Origin of the sequence: Sphingomonas sp. Leaf230 (assembly GCF_001421745.1) — a bacterium.
Lineage (GTDB): Bacteria > Pseudomonadota > Alphaproteobacteria > Sphingomonadales > Sphingomonadaceae > Sphingomonas.
The window spans coordinates 74,265-98,647 of the sequence record NZ_LMKW01000009.1 but is presented as its reverse complement, the minus strand read 5'-3'; the positions used below and the strand labels follow the sequence as shown (position 1 = coordinate 98,647).

17 protein-coding genes are annotated in these 24,383 nt (G+C 59.3%); 8 read left to right on the top strand and 9 right to left on the bottom strand.

The window, feature by feature from the left end; genetic code table 11:
• Positions 1 to 36 precede the first annotated feature (36 nt).
• Together ASE82_RS19420 and ASE82_RS09470 are read left to right on the top strand one after the other, a co-directional pair.
• Positions 37 to 3,822 (top strand): hypothetical protein, encoded by a 3,786-nt coding sequence (locus ASE82_RS19420; RefSeq protein WP_156348846.1) that lies wholly within the window; start codon positions 37 to 39, stop codon positions 3,820 to 3,822.
• 635 nt (positions 3,823 to 4,457) lie between these two features.
• The gene (locus tag ASE82_RS09470; RefSeq protein WP_056062103.1) at positions 4,458 to 5,417 is read left to right on the top strand and encodes an IS481 family transposase; all 960 of its coding nucleotides are present in this window, start codon (positions 4,458 to 4,460) and stop codon (positions 5,415 to 5,417) included.
• 289 nt (positions 5,418 to 5,706) lie between these two features.
• Here the strand turns inward: ASE82_RS09470 and ASE82_RS19415 are convergent, their stop codons facing one another.
• The 7 genes from ASE82_RS19415 to ASE82_RS09440 form a co-directional block, all read right to left on the bottom strand.
• Positions 5,707 to 7,965: a DUF3631 domain-containing protein gene (locus tag ASE82_RS19415; RefSeq protein WP_156348845.1), complete on the bottom strand. Its 2,259-nt coding sequence runs from the start codon at positions 7,963 to 7,965 to the stop codon at positions 5,707 to 5,709.
• A 177-nt stretch (positions 7,966 to 8,142) separates the two neighbouring features.
• Complete coding sequence (locus tag ASE82_RS09465) at positions 8,143 to 9,843, bottom strand: hypothetical protein (protein ID WP_056062098.1); 1,701 nt, start codon at positions 9,841 to 9,843, stop codon at positions 8,143 to 8,145.
• 88 nt (positions 9,844 to 9,931) lie between these two features.
• Positions 9,932 to 10,702: a hypothetical protein gene (locus ASE82_RS09460; RefSeq protein WP_156348844.1), complete on the bottom strand. Its 771-nt coding sequence runs from the start codon at positions 10,700 to 10,702 to the stop codon at positions 9,932 to 9,934.
• Complete coding sequence (locus ASE82_RS09455; protein WP_082441417.1) at positions 10,699 to 11,580, bottom strand: 3'-5' exonuclease; 882 nt, start codon at positions 11,578 to 11,580, stop codon at positions 10,699 to 10,701. The genes ASE82_RS09460 and ASE82_RS09455 overlap by 4 nt, the downstream gene beginning before the upstream one ends.
• A 53-nt stretch (positions 11,581 to 11,633) precedes the next feature.
• Positions 11,634 to 11,942, bottom strand: coding sequence for a hypothetical protein (locus ASE82_RS09450; RefSeq protein WP_056062093.1), 309 nt, complete (start codon positions 11,940 to 11,942; stop codon positions 11,634 to 11,636).
• Positions 11,943 to 12,206: 264 nt separating this feature from the next.
• Complete coding sequence (locus ASE82_RS09445) at positions 12,207 to 13,052, bottom strand: hypothetical protein (protein WP_056062090.1); 846 nt, start codon at positions 13,050 to 13,052, stop codon at positions 12,207 to 12,209.
• Between the two features lie 295 nt (positions 13,053 to 13,347).
• Entirely contained in the window at positions 13,348 to 13,998 is a 651-nt protein-coding gene (locus tag ASE82_RS09440; protein ID WP_056062087.1) for a hypothetical protein, read from the bottom strand.
• A gap of 167 nt (positions 13,999 to 14,165) precedes the next feature.
• Here ASE82_RS09440 and ASE82_RS09435 point away from each other — a divergent pair, with 167 nt between their 5' ends.
• The 3 genes from ASE82_RS09435 to ASE82_RS09425 all read left to right on the top strand — a co-directional run bounded on the left by ASE82_RS09435 (position 14,166) and on the right by ASE82_RS09425 (position 19,242).
• Entirely contained in the window at positions 14,166 to 14,474 is a 309-nt protein-coding gene (locus ASE82_RS09435) for an ArsR/SmtB family transcription factor (RefSeq protein WP_056062084.1), read from the top strand.
• A gap of 92 nt (positions 14,475 to 14,566) precedes the next feature.
• A complete protein-coding gene (locus tag ASE82_RS09430; RefSeq protein WP_056062081.1) occupies positions 14,567 to 15,805 on the top strand; it encodes a metallophosphoesterase family protein in 1,239 nt (412 codons plus the stop codon).
• Positions 15,802 to 19,242 (top strand): ATP-binding protein, encoded by a 3,441-nt coding sequence (locus tag ASE82_RS09425; RefSeq protein ID WP_056062079.1) that lies wholly within the window; start codon positions 15,802 to 15,804, stop codon positions 19,240 to 19,242. The genes ASE82_RS09430 and ASE82_RS09425 overlap by 4 nt, the downstream gene beginning before the upstream one ends.
• A gap of 66 nt (positions 19,243 to 19,308) precedes the next feature.
• Here the strand turns inward: ASE82_RS09425 and ASE82_RS09420 are convergent, their stop codons facing one another.
• Positions 19,309 to 20,598, bottom strand: coding sequence for an LLM class flavin-dependent oxidoreductase (locus ASE82_RS09420; protein ID WP_056062076.1), 1,290 nt, complete (start codon positions 20,596 to 20,598; stop codon positions 19,309 to 19,311).
• Between the two features lie 29 nt (positions 20,599 to 20,627).
• A complete protein-coding gene (epsC, locus tag ASE82_RS09415; protein ID WP_056062073.1) occupies positions 20,628 to 21,587 on the bottom strand; it encodes a serine O-acetyltransferase EpsC in 960 nt (319 codons plus the stop codon).
• Positions 21,588 to 22,353: 766 nt separating this feature from the next.
• Here epsC and ASE82_RS09410 point away from each other — a divergent pair.
• The 3 genes from ASE82_RS09410 to ASE82_RS09400 all read left to right on the top strand — a co-directional run bounded on the left by ASE82_RS09410 (position 22,354) and on the right by ASE82_RS09400 (position 24,383).
• Positions 22,354 to 22,989: a hypothetical protein gene (locus tag ASE82_RS09410; protein WP_156348841.1), complete on the top strand. Its 636-nt coding sequence runs from the start codon at positions 22,354 to 22,356 to the stop codon at positions 22,987 to 22,989.
• Between the two features lie 130 nt (positions 22,990 to 23,119).
• Positions 23,120 to 23,458, top strand: a complete 339-nt coding sequence (locus ASE82_RS09405) for a hypothetical protein (protein WP_235524648.1) — start codon at positions 23,120 to 23,122, stop codon at positions 23,456 to 23,458.
• Between the two features lie 244 nt (positions 23,459 to 23,702).
• A complete protein-coding gene (locus ASE82_RS09400) occupies positions 23,703 to 24,383 on the top strand; it encodes a vWA domain-containing protein (protein ID WP_056062067.1) in 681 nt (226 codons plus the stop codon).

Genomic DNA, 24,383 nt, shown 5'->3' with positions numbered 1-24,383 from the left:
ATGGTCGCGCCCAGCGCTACCAAGAGGAGGAACGGAATGAACCAAGCTGCCTTGAAAAGTGAACAAGACGCAATCCTAAGGGCGGAAATAGAATCCGAAGCCACCAACGCACTGGCGGAACTAGAACCCCTGTACCGATGGCTTCTTGATACCGCCGATGCAAGAAAGCCTATGCCGAGGTGGGGAAAGCGGCCGCATTTTGGTAAGATCGCTATAGAGATGGGTCAGACTACGAAAACCGTAGGCAAGGCCTATAGTAATATAATCAGTCGATGGTATCCCAGATTTTTAGAGTCTTACGGTCGTGATAATATAAAGGTTCATATTCCGCATTTTCTACCAGCAGTCGTAGACTTTGGCAGCGAGCCCAACCTCGACAATACCGCCTATCGTGCATCATTGATTCGTGACCTGCAGGCGGCTAAAGCCGCCTCGCCAGAGCAGCAATCTCTCGCATACGACTGGCTTATTCAGAGAGCGGAAGCAGGCGCATCAGTTCCAACTCACGGCCAGCGCGCGAACATTCGCGCCATAGCTAATCTTATGGGAACTGGTTATCATGTCGCTCTTTCCTTTACCGACATATTCGCCTTTTGGGTGCCGCGCTTCACCTTAGCACCTACAAACTCCCTGCTCCGTCGCGATCGGTTACCCGGAAGTGATCGAGTTGGCACCGACGTGCCAACCGGCATGCTTTTGAAATCTATGCGGTTAGCACTTAAAGAAGAGCATCACGAAGATGGACAGAGACTTCTGGCGCACCTCATCGCAATCGCCGAAAGCGAACGTACTGTTCCGCGATTTCACGGACGCCCTGCCCGGGCGAAGATTTTTGCCGATGCGGGAGTTGCGCAAAGCCACGCGCCCTTCGTAATACAAGGGATATACGACGAGTGGATTTCGTTCTTTAGCCTAAGCGACCACTACGCTACTCGATCGTCTGACGGTACGTTCCACGAACGACGGGTCATCGCAGAAGACGTTCGCCGTTATGTTCAGCGCCTACGAGAAGCGGATATGACGCCACTGAAGCGAGATAGTCGAGACACATCGGCCATCTCGTTTAGATCTGTCAACCAGGAACTCTTACTGACTGGTCGAGCTGTGGCGAGTGGTGAACCGCGGCGGATACTTGTGGCATACCGTGACGAATGCGCGAAGCACTACTCCACCGATGGCTTGGGAGATACGTACACTGGGAGACCAGCGGTCGAAAAAAGAGAGCGGGACGAACGGCGGAAGAGTTTGATCGCCTATTGCAAAAAGGAGATCGACGCTGGAAGGCCGCTTCCTGGACGCCCCTCGAGACCTACAATGCTCGACCATGCCGAGCTGGATCGGCGATTTAATCAACCAGGACCGAATCTAACCGATGATAGCTACTTTAGATTGCAGCTTGGACGACTAAAACCGAGGTTTGCAGCCTACGATGCAGTTGCAGTTCCACAGACCTATGGGCAGCTTATTACTGAAGTACTATCAAGTCGCATACGAAACCAGACGGAGGGCACGAAGTCCGTTCTCACAAGCCGGTACAAGACCGCAATTGAAAGCTACGCTGGCCAACTTGGTAAAGATGTCGTCTCTCAAGTTGGAGACGACTTCTCACAAGACACTTTTGACAAAACCATCCTCGCCATTACGCAGAACGGCGGCGTCGCAAAGACGTTTGAGAAGGACATTCGAGCGGTGAGGAGCTTCTTGGACGACCGTCGTGCCAACATGTCGCGTCATGCCGACTTTGCCAGCTTGCTCTCCGAGGCCGTAAGATATTCGCGCCGCTCAGTCGCAAATATTGTGGCGGGTACCAACCTATCCGAGGGGCAAGTCAACCACTGGATCCGGCGGAACAACGAACCTAGCCGTTCTCAGGTTGAAGATATCTCGAAGCTTGAAGATAGCCTGAAGCTTTCGCGAGGTACGCTAACCGGTAAGATTGGTGACGTATCATTTTCGCGAAGCCAATCGCCAATTAAACTACCAGAACGTGTCCGTTCATTTCTTCCGGACGATTACATGAAGCGTGATCCGCAGGAGGTGAAGGCTATGGTTAAATGGATAGATGAGAATCTCGTTCATCAGAACACAGATTTCGCACGCACCATGTCGGAGTTTCAGCGGCGCACTCATGCAAAGCGCAAAACCAACCTAGCGGCCGCTGAGGAGGATGATCGAAATTACGAGGCAGTCCCAGGCTTTTTGGACGAGGACGATGAAATTTTATCGGAGGGCGAGCAGGAGGATCTGGCTTCAGGGTCAGACTCCATAGTTGCCCGCAAGCTCGTGACCACCGCACTTGAGTATCACTTGGAGCATCAAACAGCAGGCCTTGGGACTAACGTCGTACTCGAGCTGCGCGAACTCATCACTCATATGACGGATTTCGTCCCTACCAACGACATGCTTCGTCGCCCAAACAGTCACTGGAAGCACCAGACTACTGCGCCGATGAGATTGGCTGTTCTCGCACGGTTTCTTAGGTGGCAAGTGATGAGCGAGGATGAGGGTGGCCTTGGTCGCGATCCTGAGGCACTGACCCTCGGAGACCTACTCCACCCTCCCCTCCTTTTCGCGTACCTTGACTGGAAGGTACGGCGGCATGAAAACGTCGAGCGCGAGGGCCGCCGTCGCGGTGTCCGATTCACTGGATCGGAAGTTGACATTCTTAGAACGGTTCGGGCGCTCCTCGATCCCGAATACGGTTTCGTCACGCAGTCCAAATCCATAGCGAACTCTATACAAGCCGACTTGAGGCCCCTCGCTGAAGGTGCCTTCGTCGGTCTTGACGGGCATGTCTTCGACGCATCGGAAAACAGTGATGCAGACAAACAAGAACAGTCCGGTATCCGAATCCGTGCCGATGAGGACATCATACCACGCAGCCTGACGTCTATGACCGATCGGGAGTTTCAAGATCGATGCGAGCGGGTAAGCCGTGTCTACGGAGCGGCGGCGCAGCAATTGGACACCGTCGCCGAAGCGGGACGCGATCCCGCCGAGGCAATCGAAGGTCTGCTTGAAAGCACCCATCCTATGGCCACGCTTCTTAGACAGCTCGCGCTCGCAAGCCACCGCACACCGCCCAGCAGCGTCGATATCAGACTGCATCACCTTCATATCCGCGACCTGCTGCTGTGCCGCCTCTTCGCCCTCACCGCACTGAGGCAGAAAAACATGCGTCAGATGACTGTCGACGGGCCATCGCCAAAGCTGCGTCAGGAAAAGAACAAGGGCGGAGCTCAGCGAGGTCTGAAAACCGAGGAAACCCAGTGGGTCATCGAGATCCACCACAGTGAGTTCAAGAATTCTCGAAACGCTTTGCTCTTCGGCCGACGACGGAAGCGCCAGCCCTACCGAAAGTTCCTCCCTGACACCCAGGGGCTTTACAAGCTGATGGACTACTACCTGACGGTGTCGCGCCCCTACTTCCTCGCGCGCAGGACAACAAAGGGCAAACCGTCGCTGGAGCTTTTCCTGACATCGACCGGCAAACCGCTTGATGGATCTGAGACGTGGCGGGCAGTCAACCGTTTCACGGCCCGGCATCTCGCCTACAATCCCTTCCGAGGAGAAGGCGTACCGAAGGTCATGCCATTCGGGCCGCATGCCTTTCGCGACATACGCGCGACCGACATCCTGCTCCACCCTCGGACCTCCAATCCATATCTCGAGGCGGCTCTGGCGTTGCAGACCAGTCCTGGCATGGTGCAGGCCCACTACGGCGTCATCAGAACGGAACGGCGAACAGCCCAAGACGACATCACTTTCCTCGCAAGCGAGAAGCAGGCATGGGCTGGCATCCCCGAACCGGAGTATGCGTAGAAAAGGATGTGCCGGATCCGCGTGTCGGATCCTGTACCGGACTACGGTTCAGCCGGTAGTAGAGGGCAGCCTTCCGTTTCCCGTCAACGGTTGGCAGCCCGTCGTTTCAGGATGAAAACGGCATCTTAATTGCGGTAGGCATCGCGTTCGCTGTGGGAAGCCGAGTAACCTCAAGGGTGCGCACGTACCTGCGAGGAGGTATGATCCAAAAATTAACTCGTTCAGTGTAAGGAATCCGACCATTGTCTTACACGGCGTTTGCCGAAGAATGACGGTTTTACAGTCGCTTACAATTTCGCCATTAAACTAAGCACAATATCAGCGGTTTTTCGGGGCTTAATGGCCGGAAAATAGGCCGGAAAACTCGTAAAAGAGCACCTCACTCGTCGACTAACTGACACAGCAATCTCAACATAGACGGTGCCGTAAGTGTGTTATCGGCTTGTACCGCTTGAACCGGTACACCGTTGGACATCGACGTGGTGCCGGTTGCAACTAGGCAGACTCAATCTCTTTTGCGCCAGCTATTGTCAGCGGATTTGCAGCATCCCGCCTAAGACCGAGCACGAACGCCCTAGGTGTTTGATCCCACGGCTTGATGGTTCGAGCCTTCCGTTGGGATGGAGGGAAGCAGTATGGGAGGGGTACGTCACGGGAGCGCCACGACCACGCACGCCGTCAGAGCAGCAATACAGCGATCGCAAGCTTCGCTCTCAACGCTGAGCCGGGAGCTCGGGATCAACCCGAAGACGGTGGCGAAGTGGCGTAAGCGAGCGACGGTTGAGGATTCAGAGACCGGGCCGAAGGCCCCTCACTCCACGACCCTGACCGAAGCCGAGGAGGCAGCGGTCGTTGCATTCCGGCGGCACACACTCCTGCCGCTCGACGATTGCCTCTATGCGTTGCAGCCCTCGATCCCGCATCTGACACGGTCAGCGCTGCGCCGCTGCCTGCAGCGGCACGGCATATCCCGTCTGCCGGATATCGAGGGCGACAAGCCCAAGCGACAGCGCTTCAAGCGCTACCCGATCGGTTTCTTTCACATGAATATAACCGAGGTTCAGACCGCCGAAGGCAAACTCAACCTGTTCGTCGGCATCGACCGCACGAGTAAGTTCGCGGTCGCCCGGCTCGTCGATAAGGCTGACAGGCGAACGGCGTGGGAGTTCCTTGAACACCTGCTGAAAACGGTACCGTACAGAATCTATACGGTCCTGACCGACAACGGCATCCAGTTCCCTGTGCAGCCGCGTAACCGGAATACCGCCTGGTCACGGCAGATGCGCTTCGACATGACCTGCGAAGCCAATGACATCGAGCACAGTCCTACCAAGCCGAACCATCCTTGGACCAACGGTCAGGTCGAGCGGAAGAACCGCACGATTAAGGAAGCGACCGTCAAACGCTTTCACTACGAGAGCCACGAGCTATTGCGGGTGCACCTCGCCGACTTCATGGCGGCATACAATTTCGCCCGCCGGCTCAAAACGCTGGGCGGCCTCACGCCTTACGAATACATCGCCAAAATCTGGACGTCAGAGCCGGATAGGCTCATCGTCGATCCGATCCACCAGATGCCGGGACTAAACACCTAGCGCCGTGCCGGCACATCGCCGAACCGCCCGCCATCGCTTGGCGGAAACAGCTACGGACCACGTTATCGCCGATTACCTGAAGTTCACTCCGCCGCTCGGATCGCTCCATTCGGCTAAGAGGAATGCATCATCTAGGGGTGACACCTTCTGCTCGACATGGGAGCAACCTCGGCCAAACGTCGGCCAGACAATATAAACGCAATCGCCACTAGTTCGATAAAGTAGTGAGAAGTTGAAGCATTTTGATTCATGCCCTGCAACGGATTCACACCGCAGTAACGATTCGGTTTCAAACCGCCCCTGCATTTAGTACCGGCGCGCGGGCTGAACGAGCAGGCCGGAGCCAAGGAACAGCCGTGTCGCAGACGGCGTCGTAGCGACAAGCTGAACATGGACCTGTGCAGAAAGTAAACGGATCAGATGAGGAGATCACAGGTTGTCCCACTGCGCTCAGATAGTTCGCAGAAATACGATAAATACGTGTAACTTCACCATAAAGCCGCCTTCTTTCCACAACGTCGTGACGTTCCCGAGCACCCGAGGTGAGCAACAAACGGCCTAACGTTTCGGCCGCCGGTAATTCGATTGAGCCGCGAGCTACGAGCATCATTTCGAGTGCCAGGTGAGGCATTGCGACCTCGGTTACGCCAAACTCTGAAATAAGCTGTCGCAATGCTTTGGATAGCACCGTCCCGATTGGCTCTATTGCTATGGATACCTCTGCCGATAAGACGCGCTCTAGCTTCTCCCTCCAGTCACCGCCAGCAACGTCGGCAACCGCCCGCAACGGTGCTGCGATCTCGTCACGCCGCGTCATACTGGAGGCAGCTATAGGGAGATATGAAAGGTGCACGCGCTCGATCTCGCACATTGCCCATACATGTAGTTCATCGCGTAGGGCTGGCGTCTTAATTCCATAGTCCTTTAAGCCGCCGTCTGATGTCATCGGAAGAGTGCGAATGGGAATCATACGTGTAAGAAGGACCTCGTCCGCACCACCAATGTTCGTCACTATCTTAGGTGAGAAAAAGTCCAAAACCTCAACGCGGCCATCCCGCCCCGGGGACACTCTGCGTGCCGTGGCGGCTTTATAACTGACCTTTAGAACTTGCGCCACGTCGTCTGAAGCGTGGCGTGGGGAGGAGATAGATTCAAGATCGTCCAGCACGACCGTCCCGCAACTTTCCGCAAGAAGACGGACCAGTCCCGATGAAGATATCCGGCCTGCTATAACCGCGTTGCACGAAAGAGCAGCCATCGCCTGTCCGAACTCCGATTTACCCGAAGCTTTGGGCCCGTTAATCAAAAGTATCGGAAAGCTGTCAAATGCACGAAAGACGAAAGTAGCGACAACAAATATCGCCGCCAATGCGTAGTCGTCCTGATGCGGCAACAGTACGCTAGAACGTAGGTACGCGTCTACGTCAGCCATCAGCCGAGGCAGAGCGCGACGGCTCGGCTCGACGCCATCCGCACGACATTTGATGAACTCCTGGATAGATGCGAAACTCCACGTTCCAAAGCGCCCTGGTCGAGGAGCCGATATGATCCGCGTGCCGTCGGAAAGCGCGAGCACCCGCCCCGTCGCCGGCGTGCCAGCAGGTGCAGGTAGGCGTTCAACATCCAGTAGCGCGCCATCTGAGCGCAGAATGCGAGTCACGTAACGTTGTACAAGTATCGCCGACCCAGAGGAGTTCTCCTCGAACTGCCGACGCTCCATTGTGATCGGATAATACAAGTTACCACCGACGTAAGCGCCTTCGATCGACACCGGTTCAGCACTAAAGTCGCCGACGAGCGAACCGTTTGAACACGGCGCAGTCCGCTGTTCTGGACGCCATAAGCTTCTTTCTTCAATAAGCCGCCTCAGTTCCGCCGGCGACCCACCCATGTTCACGATGTCGGCCCAGGTTTCCGTACTCGAAGGTGAGCACCTCAGCACCTCTCCGCCCATCGCTTGGGCAACGACATGTGCAATGGCCTCTTCCTCAGGACTGTCGGACACGCCGAGCACAACCTCGTGCCAAGCCCGCCAAAATCGCGGATCGCGCCACTCAGATGGCGCAACCCCAAACATCGAGGGACAGGCGATAACCAGTGGACCGATCGCCTCCCCTAGACCCTGCCAAAGCAAGAACATATCGATCGGCGATGGAACCAGCAGTAAGGTCGCCCTGTCGATAACAGGGCTTGAGTAGCAGGTGCGCGATCCCCCTGGAGTCCAAGCTATTTGGTGCTGAGGTGCGATGGTCAGATCTTTCAGATTTAGAAAGCTCCACCGTCCTGCTCGTTCGCCATCTGGGCGGAGCACCGGGAAGGCCAAGGCGCGCTCGACTAAATGACCATCCTTCGATAGCTGAGGCTCGTTCAGACCGAGGCGGAAGTGGCGGATCGTTGCGTCGCTAAGACCAAGCGCCCTTACGGCACGTAGTGCCGCGGCATCACCCCACAACCGACGCCTTAGGCGCAGCTCGTTCTCTTCACCTTGGCCCAGGGAACTCCCAGATGCCAAATCGCGTGGATTTTGAGCATACCGTGCAGTCGCCATGACTATCTCCGTTCGAACGATGCTTGAAGAGAATTTCAGTAAGGCACTCCAAATTCGCTACCGCGTACTTCGTACCCACCTTCAAATAATTCATAAATTAGTATTTGATAATATTTGAAATCCGAATTTTAAAAACTAATTGTTTAGTTATTAAGAAGAAGAGGTGCCGGTTATAGATCACCCATGAAAAGCGCCGTCAATTAGTATAAGGTGTTGTCTGGCACCATTTGAGTAGTTTACCACATGCCCGACACCCCATCCGGTTACCGCCCCTTTTGCGTACTCGAGATTGGCCTGACATACTCCGGTGCAATAAATGCCATTGCGGGTCAGCGGCCGGTGCGTGTGCCCCAGCGTTGCCTTTATGCCGAGTCTTTCAAAAAAACGCACATCACCCTGCCGGCCATCCGCTCCAAGGTGGCCGTGAATACCTGCTTCGATTCCCGCAATCTTGTAGCTTTCTCCGGTGCGGAGGAAACGAACGCCGGCGAGCTGATCGGAGGAAACCCTCCGAAGAGTTTGCTCAAAGAAATCATCTTCAGTTTTGCCTGCCGCCAGACGAGTATGCAATTGGAGCGATGCCTCGAGAAAGAAAAGTGCGTTGATGGGGTCTTCTCTGAAGTCGGACTCCTTCAACCACCTTATTAGTGCGTCGTCGTGATTGGAGTTCACTACAATACTCTGCGACCAGTTCCGGCGAGTTGATTCAAGAAATCTAGCAGTCGACTTCAATTCCGCAGCGACATCGCCACCCCCGCCCGCCATCTGCACGAAGCGGCGCAGGTGATTACGACGATCATGATGATTGCGAGAGTCGAAATCGCAGACATCATGGAACACCATATGGCGAGGCCGCAGCCTATCAACGAGTGACAATCCGGAACACGCGCGAGTAGCGCCAAGCCCCCAAGTGGCAACCGCTACTTCCGGATCCATGTGCTTGTGATGGATGTCGCCGAACGTCAAAGCTTCCACTCTGCAGCCGTATCGAACGGCTCCGCGTGACACTCGAGCGTCAAGATCCTGAAACGAACCATCGCCGTCCGTCGGTGTGAGAATGTGTCGACAGTGAACCGCGCCGCCCGCAACGACCTCAATGATCACGGCGCCGAGTTCACGTGCGTTCTGCGACTGCGAATTCCGGGGCAAGCTCATGCACCCGGTGGTCAGCTGTGCCTTGTAGCCATCCGCCCTCAGCCTGGGCAGAGTTTCGAACTGTACCGCCGGATGACCTATTATTGTCCAGCACGCGGATGAACGACGGATTCCCTCGAGAGGACGCGCCATCCGCGCAGGTATCCGCTCGTCCAGAGCGACGTCTAGCAGTCCCTCGATGCCGAAAGCGTCGGTCACAAGATGATCAGCGTAGCTACTAGGGACGCACGCGCGTGGTCCAACGCTACCGAGACGGAAGACCAACAGGTCTGCGTTGCATGCGGCCGCGTAGGCTTTGAGATTCCGCCAGAAGCCAGCATGGACTCTTAGATCGGGCTCCACGGAGGTGATGATGTAGCGTTTGACACCTGATTGCGGAATACCGATCGCGAAGCGCTTGGAGGCTTTTCGCGATGTCGGGAGTACACCACCCCTCACTCGCTCATCGAGCTGCACGTGCTTGGCCGGACGCCCCCCGAACTCTGATCTGGGCACGCCGAGCCGTGTGGTGACATCGCCCTTCAGCATATCGCGCAGCGGCGGCGGCTGTATGCCGACGTCCCTCATCCGATTCCGCTCGTGCTGAACCAATGCCTCGCGGACACGGATCTGAGTGACGTTCAGTGCTCTCGCAACCTCCGACATGGATCTATGTTTGACGAACAGGGCATGGATCGTAGCCTGCCGCGCAGTCACAAAGGTGTGGCCGACAGGTTCAGACATTCGATAGATCTCCAATCAATTTGTCATCAATCGACCCAAGAACCTTGGGTTAGATTGACTCCCTAAACATTCCCGTAGTCTCGGTTACTCACGCAGTACCCGTCACTATCCGGTGGCCATCACTATCCCACGGAAGCTTCAACGGGCTTTCCCCGCCACGAAAGACGACCAGAGACCCGCCACCGGACTGCTTGATCTCGCTCACTACTATGCCGCGGCCGCGAAGGAGCGGATGTTCGACGATATCGTCCAAGGCTCGCCCCTGGCAGGCGGCGGCAAGGGTTGCGGGCAGCGCACTGTCCAAAATCAAATGAGCCGTCCCGGCACGGGTTACCAACCGAAAGCCGGCGCCGTGGACGTAGACCTCCAGCGACGATCCGAAGATGCTGACCGCCACGTAATCGCTCAGGGCACCTTCCTGGATGATGGCATCCCCCCGGAGGTCGTACGGCTCCGCGCGCCACAGTTCGATGCGTACTGGATCCTCGCGCTTGCTGCGGGGGATCCGCCGGCCGATCAGGCCATGCGACGAGGAACTTGGCGCGCTAATGTTCTTGAGCCAGTGCCTGACCGGTCGCACGGCATTCAAAGCCGTTTTGACATCACATTCCGCGAACTCGAGGACGTCGGCGGCGAGCGCCGACATCGAATGCACCGTGGCGCGCAAGAACGCTCGAAAAGACGCCAGCCGGAAATCGATCACGAAACGGTCGATGGCTATCGCCTCCCGCAACGCACGCTGCCGCGCAGCTACTGCCTTTTCGGCAGCTGCGACCGACATCGCTTCACTTCGCTCCTTCATCCAACGGCTGTCCTCGCCGTCCTCCGCATACGGATCGGCGTCGTCGCCCAACGTCAACGGAACCGCTCCCGAGGAGTGATGCGCTTGATGACGGGGCCTAACGCGGTGGGGTTCGCCTCGACGGCGTAGACGTAGCTCGCAAGCCAAAACTGTTCCTCGACGAGCCGTGCGTCATCGACCTCGCGCCACCAGACCTTGTCATCGCCTGACCACCGGTAACCGCGATCCTTCAGCAGATGCTTGACCCCGAAGTCTGCGCCCCGGGCGCGGATCAGCCAGCTCGTCTGCGATCCACGTTCGATCAGTTCCGCAAGCCCGGTACAGTCATCATCCCTCCGGTGGCGAAGCAGCTGTATCAGCGCGTCGACGTCGGCGGATGCGCGGTGGCCGGAATGGAAGAAGCCGGACTGCATGAGCAGATAGCCGAGAACCTTCCCGTCGAAGCCACGCGCCTTCCAGTCGATCTGGCTCATGCTGCAGGTCCAAGGGAGATCGCGTACCTCGGGAAACCGGTCTTCGACCCATGTACGATCGAAGATCGAATTATGCGCGACGACGAAGGAGGCCGAACACAGCAGACGTTTGACGGTGTCATCGTCTATCTCACAGCCGACGAGGTCATCGTCGGTGAGGCCGGTCAACATCGCTACTTCCGGAGTAAGAGGCTCCCCTGGATCCTCCCGCCACTCGAATGCTTCGTCGATATCGGTGATGACACCGGCACCGTCGTACCGAAACCTACGACAGGCGAACTCGATGATCCGGCCCGTCTTGCTGTTGAGGCTGGTGGTTTCGACGTCCACGGCCACGCCGACGAACTTGCCTCGACCCACCCCATCGCCGGTGGGTCCCGCTTCGAGCTTTAGGGGACGAAGGACGAGTGCCGAAGCGCTGTCCTTGATCGCCTCATCGCCGATCTCGCTCTGGGTTTTCATGCCGGTCTCCCAAACTACGGCGTATCGCCGAGTTTCAGTTTTGACGTTGATGACTAGGCGTGGATGCACTGCTCGATATCGACGCCGAACCTCCTCAAGGTCCGTTCCTGGCACCGCTTCTGGACGGTTCCGATCATCTCCAGGACCGGCAGCGGCACCAGCGCCACTACGAGCGGAGCGGCGGGATGAATTCCCACCCGAATATCAGCCTGGTCGGCGAGATGAGGCCCGTAGCGACCTGCGAGACGGGAGCGTACCTCCAGCACGCTGAGCGCGATGGACGCATGAAACGCCTGCACCATAATGTTGTCGCGCGTCGCCGCGATCGTTGCAGTGTACAGCCGCAGCCTGCTCGATCCCATTCCCCGATATCGTGATGGCCGGGTACCGCCGGTTATTCCATCCTGTCCGTAGAGGTAGTGAGCCTCGTGCTCACTGAAAGCGTCGTCTTCGCCAGCTGCTTCAGGGGTCCGATCCGCTTTGTTCCGGGGCAACGGACTGGCCCCAAGCACTCGTGTCTGACGGCACTTGTACCGCATGGCGATCCTATCCTCACGTACGCGTCGCGATTTGCGTTGGCAGCGAAATCGGCGGCGCTCTGCTAAGATGAAAAGTGGCTCGACGGCCTAGGCGGCGAAACGCTGCTCCAGGTGGAGATCGAGTCCATCTGCAAGAGTCCCCGAGGGATCGTCGTCCACGAGCTGGAGCATTTCGCTCATGGCCGGGGACACCAGGGCCTCGGCGAAGGCGGAGGTCGGGTCGAAGCCCACGCTCAGCTCGGCCTGCGAAGCGGCATAGACGCCGTGACGGGCCGCCAGTCGCTGAAACACCTCCGCCGCGCTGGTACACACCGACGCATGGAACACCTGGAGCGTCGTCCGACCGTCGTCGAAGGTAAGCGTCGCGGTGTAGAGGTGCCGTTCAGCGCCATCGTCATTCTGCGCTTTCGTCTTGGTAGCGTCTCCCGGACGGAGCGGGATCGGCCCCCTAGCGCCGCGAGGATGCGTCTGCTTCCTGGCATCACCGTCACCCGACCTGACCCACTTCGGAACGTCCTCGTCGCGTGGGTGCCCGAACCATCCACCCTCTTCGCCGGTGACAGCCTCGCCTTCGTCCGTGTCCGCCGCCAGCTCGTCGATGAACCGGGGATCCGCGTCGAGACCGATCGAAAGTCCGTGAAGGAGAAGGGCGCGCATGAAGTCCTCCCGGCCGAGCACGGCATCGATCGCGGTACCACCGTTGAAAACGCGACGCGGGGACAGAAGCCAAGCCATCGGATCAGCCCCCTCGCCCTCGCGCTGGAAGCGAGCCCCCGTCTCGGCCGCTATGAGCGCAAGGCGGGTCAGTGCGCGGCGGGTGGTGGGAACTGGACGATCGCGAGGCGTATCCTCGTCCAGCGGGTCCTCATAGAGATCAGCGTTGCGGACCAGGCTAACTGGACCATTACAAGCCGACTGCATCATGGCGTTCATCACGAGCTCCGTTCGCAGCCTTTCTCGGGAGGTCTTCCGGAGGGTCAGTGGCCGCAAACCAGACCTAATCCATGAGCGCCGATAGTTCAATGGTTCGAGACTTATCGAATTGATGTTTTGCCGTTAGATTCTTACAACTGGTGGGTGTTCCGGCGTTCTGTTTACGCCGCCCGGGGAGACGGCGCCTCCGAAAAGAGGGTCGTCAAATGCAGGCGACCGTAACCACGACGCTCATTCGAAAACCGCTGAAGACATGAATTGCTGCTTGTACGACCGACCCAAACGAACCGTCGGCCTACACGTCGACGCGTCCGGTCTCGAAATGGATGTTGCTCAAACCGCGAGATGGACATTGGGTGAGCCGTTCCACGACATAGTCCCTCCCGACCAGCAACGGGTGACCAATCAAATCTCCAACCCGTCGACCAAGCATGAGCGATCCCAGCGTGAATGGGAGCAGCCGACGCAGTTGCAAACGCGCCTTTCCAGCTGCGGTCGTCAGGGAAAAATCACGAGACATCATGGCTGTCTCCAATCCATCGCCTACGACGTGGACGCATAGACCTACCTGCCCAACGGCAGGGCGTCGTATCATGAGGCAAGCCCTCGCCTCGCCGAGCCGTTCGAAGCTCTTCTCGATTTTCCGGGTGTCTGTCATCTTGCGGAGATCGAAAGCCCCTGCACGAAAGGCGTCGGGTGTTTGGATCGCCTTGTCGGGCCAATTGCAAGGCGGCCGCATGTGCTCCAAGGCGCCGGCGAGATCGAGTCCCTCGTCCTTCAGCACATCAGCCGTGATCGGGGATAGGTGTTTGATCGTCTCTCGTAACTCGCCTTTGTAGAATTCGAACCTAGCTTTCGTGTAGCGAACGCGGAGTCTTTGCAGTTCGGCTGAACCTGAGGGCGTACCTGCAGGCGGTGTCTCCGTGAACGGACCCATCGTGCGCATGGCTGGTCTCCTATCTACGACCCGGTGCCGTTCCGACGACGGAACGGCATGAACGCCAACATGGAGCCGCAGCTCGATAGTGCAACGATTCTCGAATCTTCGAATAAATTATCGTGCCTGCCTCGGGCCGTATTGAAAACGGAATCTTCACCCTATATTCTCGAACAATGGAATTAGATCGTGCTGTCGTCGCCTTCGCCGCCCTCGCCCAGGCAACCCGGCTACGCACGTTGCAGCTGCTCGTAGGGCATGACGGTCGCGAAGTTCGGGCTAGCGACATCGCCGCCGCCCTCGAGGTTCCGTCCAATACGATGTCCACGCATCTCGCGATCTTGAATCGGGCAGGCTTGGTAAAGTCGGTCAGGAATGGACGCGAGGTCCTGTACAGCGCCGACCCGAAAGCGGTACACGACCTACTCGGCTTCGCCGGTGAGACGATACTCCCCAGCGATAAGCGGCTGAAAACGCGCCAATAGAACCTATCAGCGGCATCATCGCCGCCACGTCGCTCATCGATCGAGCCGCGTGCTCCAATCTGCCGACGGCAAACATCCAGCAGGAGGCAACTTTGTCCCGATTCAAATTCCTCCATGCCGCGGATGTGCATTTGGACAGCCCGCTTCTGGGCTTGGGATCTCGCACTGACGCCCCGATCGACCGGATACGCGCCGCGACCCGCGAGGCTTTGAAAAATCTCGTCCAGTTCGCGCTCGACGAGAAGGTTGATTTCGTGGTGGTCGCAGGCGACCTCTACGACGGATCCTGGAAGGACATGAAGACTGGGATCTTCGCGATGCAGCAGTTCTCCCGTCTCGGACACGCCGGCATCCGAACCTTCGTCATACTCGGGAACCACGACGCGGAGAGCAAGCTGACCGCGGATCTGCCAAGACCCCCCAACGTGCACTTCTTCGGCAGTGCCGCGGGCGAGGTCGTCGTGCTCGAAGAGATAGGCGTCGCTATTCATGGCCGGTCATTCAAGACTGCCGCCGTTCTTGAGAACCTTGCGATCCAGTACGCCCCTCCGATCCCGGACATGTTCAACATCGCCATGTTGCATACCGCCCTGGAAGGTGGTCACGAGCATGCGCCCTACGCTCCGTGCAAACTCGTTGAGCTCAGGACGAGCGGACACGACTACTGGGCGCTCGGGCACGTTCATGATTACCTCGTACATGCCGAACATCCACATGTGGTCTATCCCGGCAACGTCCAAGGTCGGCATTCCCGCGAGACAGGTCCGAAGGGTGCCGTGCTCGTAGCGGTCGAGGACGGGGTGGTAACCGACCTGCGCCACGTCGCGCTCGACGACGTCCGATGGTCACATATGACCCTTGTCGTAGCGGACGGCGCGGCCGCTTCCCTACTCGACGACTTTCGAGACCAGCTCGACCTACTCACCGCTCAGGCAGCCGGACGGCCCTCGATCGTTCGAGTGACGATCGAGGCGAAGAACGCGGATGCAGACGAAATCGCAGGCGTCATCGACAGGGTCGAAACGGACCTGCGCGCCATCGCCGCCCAGGCGGCGGACGCCGTGTGGCTGGAGAAGGTTCGCCTCAAGGCGACACGATCTTCCCCGATCGCCCTTCCCAAGGAGATCGCAGAGCTGATCGACGGAGGCCCTGCGGACGCGGCGGCGCTGGACGCGCTCCAGGCGGCGCTGCAACCACTTGCGGACAAGCTTCCGGCAAAGCTGGACGATGACGATCCTCTGCTGGTGGCGCTGCAGGCGGGCGACTGGACCACGCTGGCGGAAACCGCGGTTCAGACGATAGGCAGCCGATTGCCCGGAGAACGCGCATGAGACTGCGGCGCCTCGGCATTCTTCGATACGGTGCATTTGCAGATCGCACGTTCGACTTCGGCGATGGATCAAACGATCTTCATCTGATCGTTGGCGCGAACGAAGCCGGGAAATCAACGTCACTGGCGGCCATCGGCGATCTCCTCTGGGGGATGGGTGAACGCCCACCTTTCGCGTTCAGGTATCCGTACGGCGAACTTCGGCTAGGCGGGATCATCGAGCATGACGGCAACACGCTCGAGTTCATTCGCCGCAAGGCGCGAACCGCGTCGCTTCTGACGCCGCAGGAGCAGCCCCTGCCGGACGCTACGCTTGCCCCATTCCTGGGCGCATTGGACCGTGACGGCTTCGACCGCATGTTCGGCTTGAACCACGACCGCCTTCGCTCAGGTGGCCAAAACATGCTCAGCGGCAAGGAAGACGTCGCGCGAGTGCTTTTCGAGGCGGGGACCGGACTCAGCGGGGTAAGCGAGATGCTCTGCTCTCTCGACGAAGAGGCCTCCGCGATCTTTGCCGGAACCGCGCGAAACAAGCCGTTGAACATGGCTTTGAAGGAGCGGGAGACGAGTCTGGCGTCGATGCGTACGGCCACCATGGCGCCGACGAAGTGGAAGGCGATCGCCGGGCGGCTCGAAAAGGCGATCGAAGATCACGAGTTGGCCCTGCAGCGAACGAAGCACCTGGAGCAGCAGCGGTCCGCACTCGAGCGGGTCCAGCGCGTTCGCCCAATACTGACGAAGATCGACGTGCGCACGGCCGAGATCGAAAGACTTGGTAACGTTCCAGCGCTGCCGGTCGATGCTGCAGCGTTACGCGGCACCGCCGTCACCGCCATCGCGGCAGCCGACTTCGGTATCGCCGAGCGGGCGAAACGCGTCGAAGCGTACGATCGGGAGCTCGAGGGTCTCGACCCGAGAAGCGTGCTGCTGGATCACGGGGACGTAATCATCCGCCTCACCGACGGTCTCGCTCTGCATCGCAGGTATGTCGCTGAACTACCTACCGCCCAAGCCAAAGTTGATGACGCCGCGAGCACGCGTCGCCGCCTTCTGACTGACGGTGGACTTTCGGATGTCACATCCCTTCCCTCTGCGGCTTCCCGACTGCAGGCCCGCAACGCGCTCGATGCGCTCGATCTGGCCGAACAGGCGGTCTCCGATCTCGAGAAGAATGTGCTTTCGGCTCGTCACAAGCTGACGATCGCAGAACAGCGGACGGCCAACACGACCGAATCCGCAGGACTGGCGCCGCTCCGAGCCGCGCTTGGCGCAGTTTCCCGCGGTGCCGTCGCAACGCTCGCGCAGCATGATGGACACATCGAGACGGCCAAGAAGCGTTCAACTCGCGCGTTCGGCCAGCTTGCTCCTTGGGACGGAACAGTAGCCTCGCTGGAAATGGTGAGCGTTCCCTCGGCAGATGTGCTTGATTTGCATCGCAAGAAGCTGGCCGACATCGCCGAACGGCGGATGAAGTATGAGGACGAAGTCACTGCGTCTCAGAGCGCGCTGAGCGTCGCTCAGGCTGAGCTAGTCAGATTGGATAACCTCGACCGAGAGCCGCCCACACCGGAGCTCTTGCACGAAGCCCGAGCGTCCAGGGACGTCTCAATCGTATCGCTCGGCAACGCCGAGGGAAATCGCCTCGACATTCTGGCTAGCGTGCAGCTCAACGTACGGTCCGCAGACGAGTTGGCCGATCGCCGCGAGGCAGAGGCAGCACGTGTCGCCGAGTACGCCGGCGTAATCGCAGCCATCGATCGCGCAAGATCGGCCCTGGCGGACGCTCCGCGTCAGCTGGCGTATCTCGAACAGACGCGAGCATCGATAGAACTCGAGTGGGCAGCGGTATGGCGTGCAGCGGGGTTCGACGCCGCGGTCTCGCCGCAGCAGGTCTCGGCGTGGATCGAAACGCGTACTCAGGTGATGGATGCTACCGACGCACTGATCGAGCGTGAAAGGGCTGCGACCGAGTTTAAAAACGAGCTCGAACGCCATCACGCCGCGCTGCGTCGGGCGATGCTCGTCTGCAACCTCCCGTCCGACGACGATTTGACCCTCGACGCGACGATAGAAATCGCCACGTTTCATCTCGATCTTCTGGAACGCGCACGGGACGAGGCGAAACTCGCCCAGACCCGCCTCGACGATGCCAAGCAGGCGCATGATGAAGCCGTCGATGGGCTGACCAGCGCAAGGATAGAGCGAGACCACCTGTTGGCTTCGCTCCCAACCGCGCTGGCGACTTTGAACCTCGGCCCGCTCGACGCTCATACCGCCGAACTAGCGATCACCGCCCTGGACGTGTTGGCGGACCGCGATGATGCTGATCGGACCACGACACTTGCGCTTGCAGACCTCGAACGCGCGATCCGCGGCTTCGACACGGAGCTCGCGGCTCTCCTGAAGTCGACGTCTCATACGGTTGGTCACGATGCCGTCGGCCGCCTTGAAACCCTGAGGGTCAAGCTCGACGACGCAAAGCAGACCGAGCGGGACCGAACCAGATTGATCGGCGATAGAGCGGTGGCGATCTCTGAGATCACGGCATTGAAAGACTCGGTACTGGCTGAGAGGCTTCGTATGGATGCATTGATGGCAACTGCCGGCGTCACGGACGTCGATGCCCTCGACGCCGTCGTCGAACGCAGTGGTGACCGCCAAAGGTGGACGCTCGAGATCGCGGGGCTGCGTGACGAACTCGCCGACGTTTCCGATGGGATTCCCGAGGTATCACTTCGCGTCGATGTCGAAGACATGCCGGCCGACGACGCCGGCGCCTTGCTGGCCGACGTAAAGCGGGACCAACAGGAGATGATCGACGTCATCAGCACGTTGTCGACGGAGCTTGCGGTAGCCAGGGCTGAGGAAAGGGAAGCCGCCACGGGAGCGGATGCGGCAGACGCGGCACAATCGTCGGAAACCGCTCGGGCAACCGTCGTCGATCTGAGCGGTCGTTACATTCGCGCAAAATCGGCTGCGACGATGCTGCGCTGGGCGATCAATCGCCATCGAGAAACTCGCCAAGCTCCGCTACTGGCCCGGGCGGGCACCATCTTCGCAAACATCACCGGCGGACGCTTCAACCGCCTGTTGCTCGACTGGAGCCGGGGTGAGGAACCAGTGATCGTGGCGGAACGCTCGGCCGGGGAACGCTGTGGCGTGGACGACATGAGCGAAGGTACGCGCGACCAGCTGTTTCTGGCGTTGCGATTGGCCGCCATAGAAGAGAAGTCCGCCGACCACTCGATGCCTTTGGTCTGCGATGACCTGTTCATCACCGCGGACGACGCACGCTCCGCCCGTTTATTTCACCAACTGAAAGCCCTCTCCGCGTCCAATCAGGTCATCATCTTCACTCATCACGAGCATCTGGTGGCGGTCGCGGAAAATGCCCTAGGATCTCAGTCCCTCAATGTGCATCACGTTCAAGCCACGTAGTTTGGCAACCGGATCGTTTCACGAACCTCTGGGTCAGTGAAGCGCCTACCGGGCGCATGTCGAGATTCATTCTGGGAAGAAGCGGTTTTCGGGCCTCGGTAGCCCAAGATGATCCCGCAGCGTCGTGCCCTCATATTCGCTCCGGAACAGCCCGCGCCGCTGCAACTCGGGCACGACGCCGTCCACGAACGCATCGAGACCACCCGGCAGCCATGGAAACATGATGTTGAAGCCGTCCGAACCGACCCCGAGCCACTGTTCCATTTCGTCCGCGATCGATGCGGGCGTACCGACGAACGCCAGCCCAGCGTAGCTGCCCGCTTTTTGCGCAAGCTGACGAATGGTCAGCTTCTCGTCACGAGCGAGACGGATCATGCGCTCACGAGCGCTCTTGCTGGCGTTCGTTTCGGGGATCTCGGGCAGCGGGCCGTCGGGATCGAAGCCGGATACGTCATAGCCGAGCATGCCGTTCAGCGACCCGATGCCGCTATCGTAATGGACCAGGCTATCAAGATGGGCGCGCTGCGCCTTTGCTTCGGCGATCGTATCCGCGACCACGACGAACGCGGCAGGCAATATCTTCAGATGATCGGGGTTGCGCCCGACGGCCCTCGTCCGACCCTTCACATCCGCATAGAAGCGTCTTCCGGACTCGAGCGTCGGTTCTGCCGCGAACACGACTTCCGCAGTTTCGGCGGCAAGCTGGCGGCCAGGCTCCGACGAACCGGCCTGGACGATGACCGGCCAGCCCTGCACCGGACGGGCGATGTTGAGCGGTCCGCGCACCGAGAGATCCGTACCCTTGTGATCAAGGACATGCATACGTTCGGGGTCGAAATAGATGCCTCGATCGACGTCGCGGATGAAGGCGTCGTCGGCGAAGCTGTCCCAGAGCCCTGTCACCACATCGTAGAATTCGCGTGCGCGGAGATAGCGCGCGTCGTGGTCCATCTGACCTTCATACCCGAAATTGAGCGCTGCGTCGGGATTGGCGGTTGTGACGATGTTCCACCCTGCCCGTCCCTCGCTGATGTGATCGAGCGACGCGAACCGGCGGGCGATGTGATAGGCTTCGTCGAACGTCGTCGACGCGGTCGCGACCAAGCCGATCCGCTCGGTCACCGCCGCCAACGCCGACAGCAAGGTGAACGGTTCGAACGACGTCACCGTATGGCTGCGCTTCAGGGCGTTCACCGGCATGTCGAGCACCGCGAGGTGGTCCGCCATGAAGAACGCGTCGAACTTCGCCGCTTCCAATCGCTGAGCAAAATGCTTCAGATGGCGGAAATTGAAATTGGCATCCGGATACGCGCCGGGATAACGCCAAGCGCCGGTGTGAATGCTGACCGGACGCATGAAGGCACCTAGGTGCAATTGCTGCTGGCTCAATCCTTGTACTCCAAAAGTTCGACCGAAGTCCTCGGAAGGATCCGCGGTTCCGGTACTTCGACGACGTGATCGGCGGGTACGTCGCTTCGCAACCAGACGTTGCCTCCGATCCGCGAACGCGCGCCGATCGTGATCGGGCCGAGCAGGACCGCCCCTGGGAAGATCACCACGTCGTCCTCGATCGTCGGGTGCCGTCGCACGAAGGCCTCCCCCACATCGCGCGCAGTGCCCGTTACCGATGGCTCTCCACCCAAAGTCACACCCTGATACATTCGGACCCGATCGCCGATTACAGCAGTCTCACCGATTACGATGCCGGTGCCATGATCGATGAAGAAGCTGCTTCCGATCAGCGCCCCTGGATGAATGTCGATGCCCGTCTCCCCATGCGCGACTTCGGCGATCACGCGCGCAACGAGCTCAGCCCCGAGTGCATGCAGACGATGTGCAAGCCGGTGGTGTATGATCGCCGCAACCGACGGGTAGGACAACAGTACCTCGTCAACGCTGCGCGCGGCGGGATCATCGGCGTATCCTGCCGCGATGTCTTGAGCCAGCGCGCGCCGCAGGCTCGGCAGGGCGGCCGCGAATGAGCCAACGATCCGGTCCGCCCGCTCCCCTTCTTCAACGCTATCGATCCACGGATGCACGATGCGGATCTCGAGGGCGATCTGCGCGGTCAGTTGCGCAAGCGTCGCTTCCAGCGTCTCCTCGACCCAACGGTTCTCGTTGCCAGGAGTTAGCTCAGGTGGCCCGAGCCGAAGGGGAAACAACGCAGCGCCGAGCTCTCGCAGAATTCTAGCCAAAGCCTGCCGAGATGGGAAACGAACTCCTCGCTCGGCATGGTTTGGATGGCCCCCTCCGGAATCAAGGCGTGCACGTCGCAATCCCTCGACGATGACGTTCAGGTCTCGAGGCAGAACCGTCGGTTGCTCAATGGGCTTGGCTTCGGTCATCGTTCACCCAATCGATCGAAGCCCACCAACCTTGAAACACCGATCGCCCCATCAGCCTCGAACGTCGCGCCATGCGTGCTCACTGTGTCGCCTCCCCCCAGAGTGCCGGGCGCGGGCGAACAAATGCTCCACCCTCCGTTTCGGGCTTCGTTCCAAGAGGTGCTTCCTGACGCAGGGCCGACCGACGTCTTCAATGAACTCCAGACAGATGTTCGTTCGCCGTGCGGGGCGACGACCTGAAACCGATACCTTGCGCGGTCTGTCGATACCGGCGGGGTCAGGTCCAACAGTCCTGCCTTCCATCGGAATGGGAATGCATAATCTTGCAAGATCGACGCATCAGCAGTGCCTCCGAGGAACAGGAAGCACATACTCCACCAATGGAATGGGATTAGATGCGAAGAAAAGTTAGCGTTCGGGAAAACGACGCTTCGTCCGCGCCAAACCGTATCCTGCGTGCGGTCTACCTGCGACCTTCAAACCACTCCGGTAGCGACTGGCAGAGCGATCAACGACTCGGTCGGATTGCGGCCGACCCGCGAAAGCTAAGCGGCTTCAGCCGCCGCGCAAAGAGCGACTGCAGTCGCCTAAGTTACCGCAGTAGCGGTCTTCTTGAATTCCATGAAAGAGGGGAAAACAGGATCTAATCCATACCAGCCGCTCCAGCGAGCATAGAAACCCAGAAGTTAAGACTTCGTGCACGAATGCGGAGATTCTGACTTTTTTTCATCGTTCAACGCCTGCGACACCGCGACCCGCAATCGGGTTGTCGGACGGACTCGCCATGGCATTTTTCTCCAAGGAAACCGGAATGCATATCAACGACAACGACCAAACAATCTTCGTGATCGACAACAGCGCCGGCGCGGCTCGCATCGTGATGACCACGATCGCCACACACAAATCGTCCGGGCCGGAACGCTTGCCGCTCTGGTGGTATCAGCCGAAAACCGACGACGAATTGGCATCGATCGGCGTCTGGCTGAACGAGCAGCGGCCGTCGTGGTCGACATGGCGCGATATCGCAGAGCGACAGGGACGCGACGCGGTCCAAGCCGAGATCGGACGGGCATGGTCAGAACACGCGATCGAAGCATGCGGTGCCGTGATGTTAAACCAGGGCGACGACGCACGGGATATCACGCTCTTCGCGATGCTCGTCACGCGAAACAGCGAGATCATCCGACATCGCTTCAAGTCGGCGTCGCTACGGAAGGCGTTCCTGAAATGGTACTTCACCGACGTCTCAGCAATCGGGACCTTCCTCCTGCTCGAGGGGTGTCTGATCGGCCCGGCGCACCTCGCCGGCCTAATCGACTCCATAGCCGCAGCCGAGATGGCCGGAGGCAAGTCGAAAGCTCGATCGCAACGGGTGCCCTCGCGGTTGCGCAAAGCCGCCTGATCACCGGGTCCGATATCCGGCGGCGCCAGTCGGCCGCCGGATACCCGAAGTCGACTCCGCGATCGATTGCGTCGGGTTCGAGGCGGTCGGACACGGTGGGACCGAGCAGCCGGCTGTCGTGCTCAATCAGATGATGGAGATCACACGCGCTGCGGGCTCGATCGGCATCCCGGGCCTTTACGTCACGGCCGATCCAGGATCGCATGACGAAGCCGCCAAAAGCGGCAACCTCAGCCTTCGGCTCGGCCTTGGCTGGGCTAAATCGCACAGCCTTCATACCGGACAAACGCCAGTGCTGAAGTACAATCGCCAGCTCATGCAAGCCTTGCTCTACGATCGTTTGCCGATCGCGAAGATCGTGAATGCGCAGGTGTTGAGGCTGGAAGACGCAGCCAAGGGCTACGACGAATTCGACAAGGGCATGGCGGCCAAGTTCGTGCTCGATCCACACGGTTCGATTGCCGCATAGAAAGAACGAAGAGTGGCAATTCGACGAACCGCCTACGATGGGTTCGTCGTCGACAAAGGGATCGGGCGAAATCCCGATTCCCTTTCGAACAACCCGTTCGACACGAGCGATTTCCCGCTCGACGAAGGACCATCGTCACCAGCGGGTCTTTTTGACTTGCCGCCCGTCGATCGCAAACTAGGCTCTTCGCCATAGTCGGTCGGCCAGTGGCATTGGATCCGACTCGACGGTTACGGGGTGGGTCATGACGAACGATTTTGAACAGACGGAGTTTTCGGCCGTCGAATTCGCCGAAAATCCCGAACCGCGGTGCCCGGTCATTCTGCTGCTGGATACATCAGGGTCGATGGGTGGTCGCCCGATCGACGAACTGAACCTCGGCCTCCAGGCATTTCGGGACGAACTCAACCAGGACGAGCTGGCGGCGAGCCGCGTCGAGGTCGCCATCGTGACGTTTGGTCCCGTCGCCGTCGTTACCGATTTCACTTCCGCACATCAGTTCGCTGCCCCCCATCTTACCGTGGGAGGGGCAACGCCCATGGGAGCGGCGATCGAGCAAGGCATCTCCATGCTCCGCGCGCGCAAGGGCGCGTATCGCGCGAACGGGATCAACTACTATCGTCCATGGATTTTCGTGATCACGGACGGCGCACCAACCGACAGCGTGGAGAATGCAAGGGCGGCCGTCGCGACCGGCGAGGATCGCAAGGAGTTCATGTTCTACGCCGTTGGCGTCGAAGGCGCGGACTTCAACGCGCTACGATCGCTTTCCGTCCGGGCACCGCTGAAGCTCAAAGGGCTGGCCTTCCGCGAACTGTTCAGCTGGCTTTCGTCATCACTGAGCTCGGTATCGCATTCGCAGACGTCGGATCAGGTCGCGCTCGTTAATCCGACCGCGCCGGACGGGTGGGCCGTGGCGGGTTGA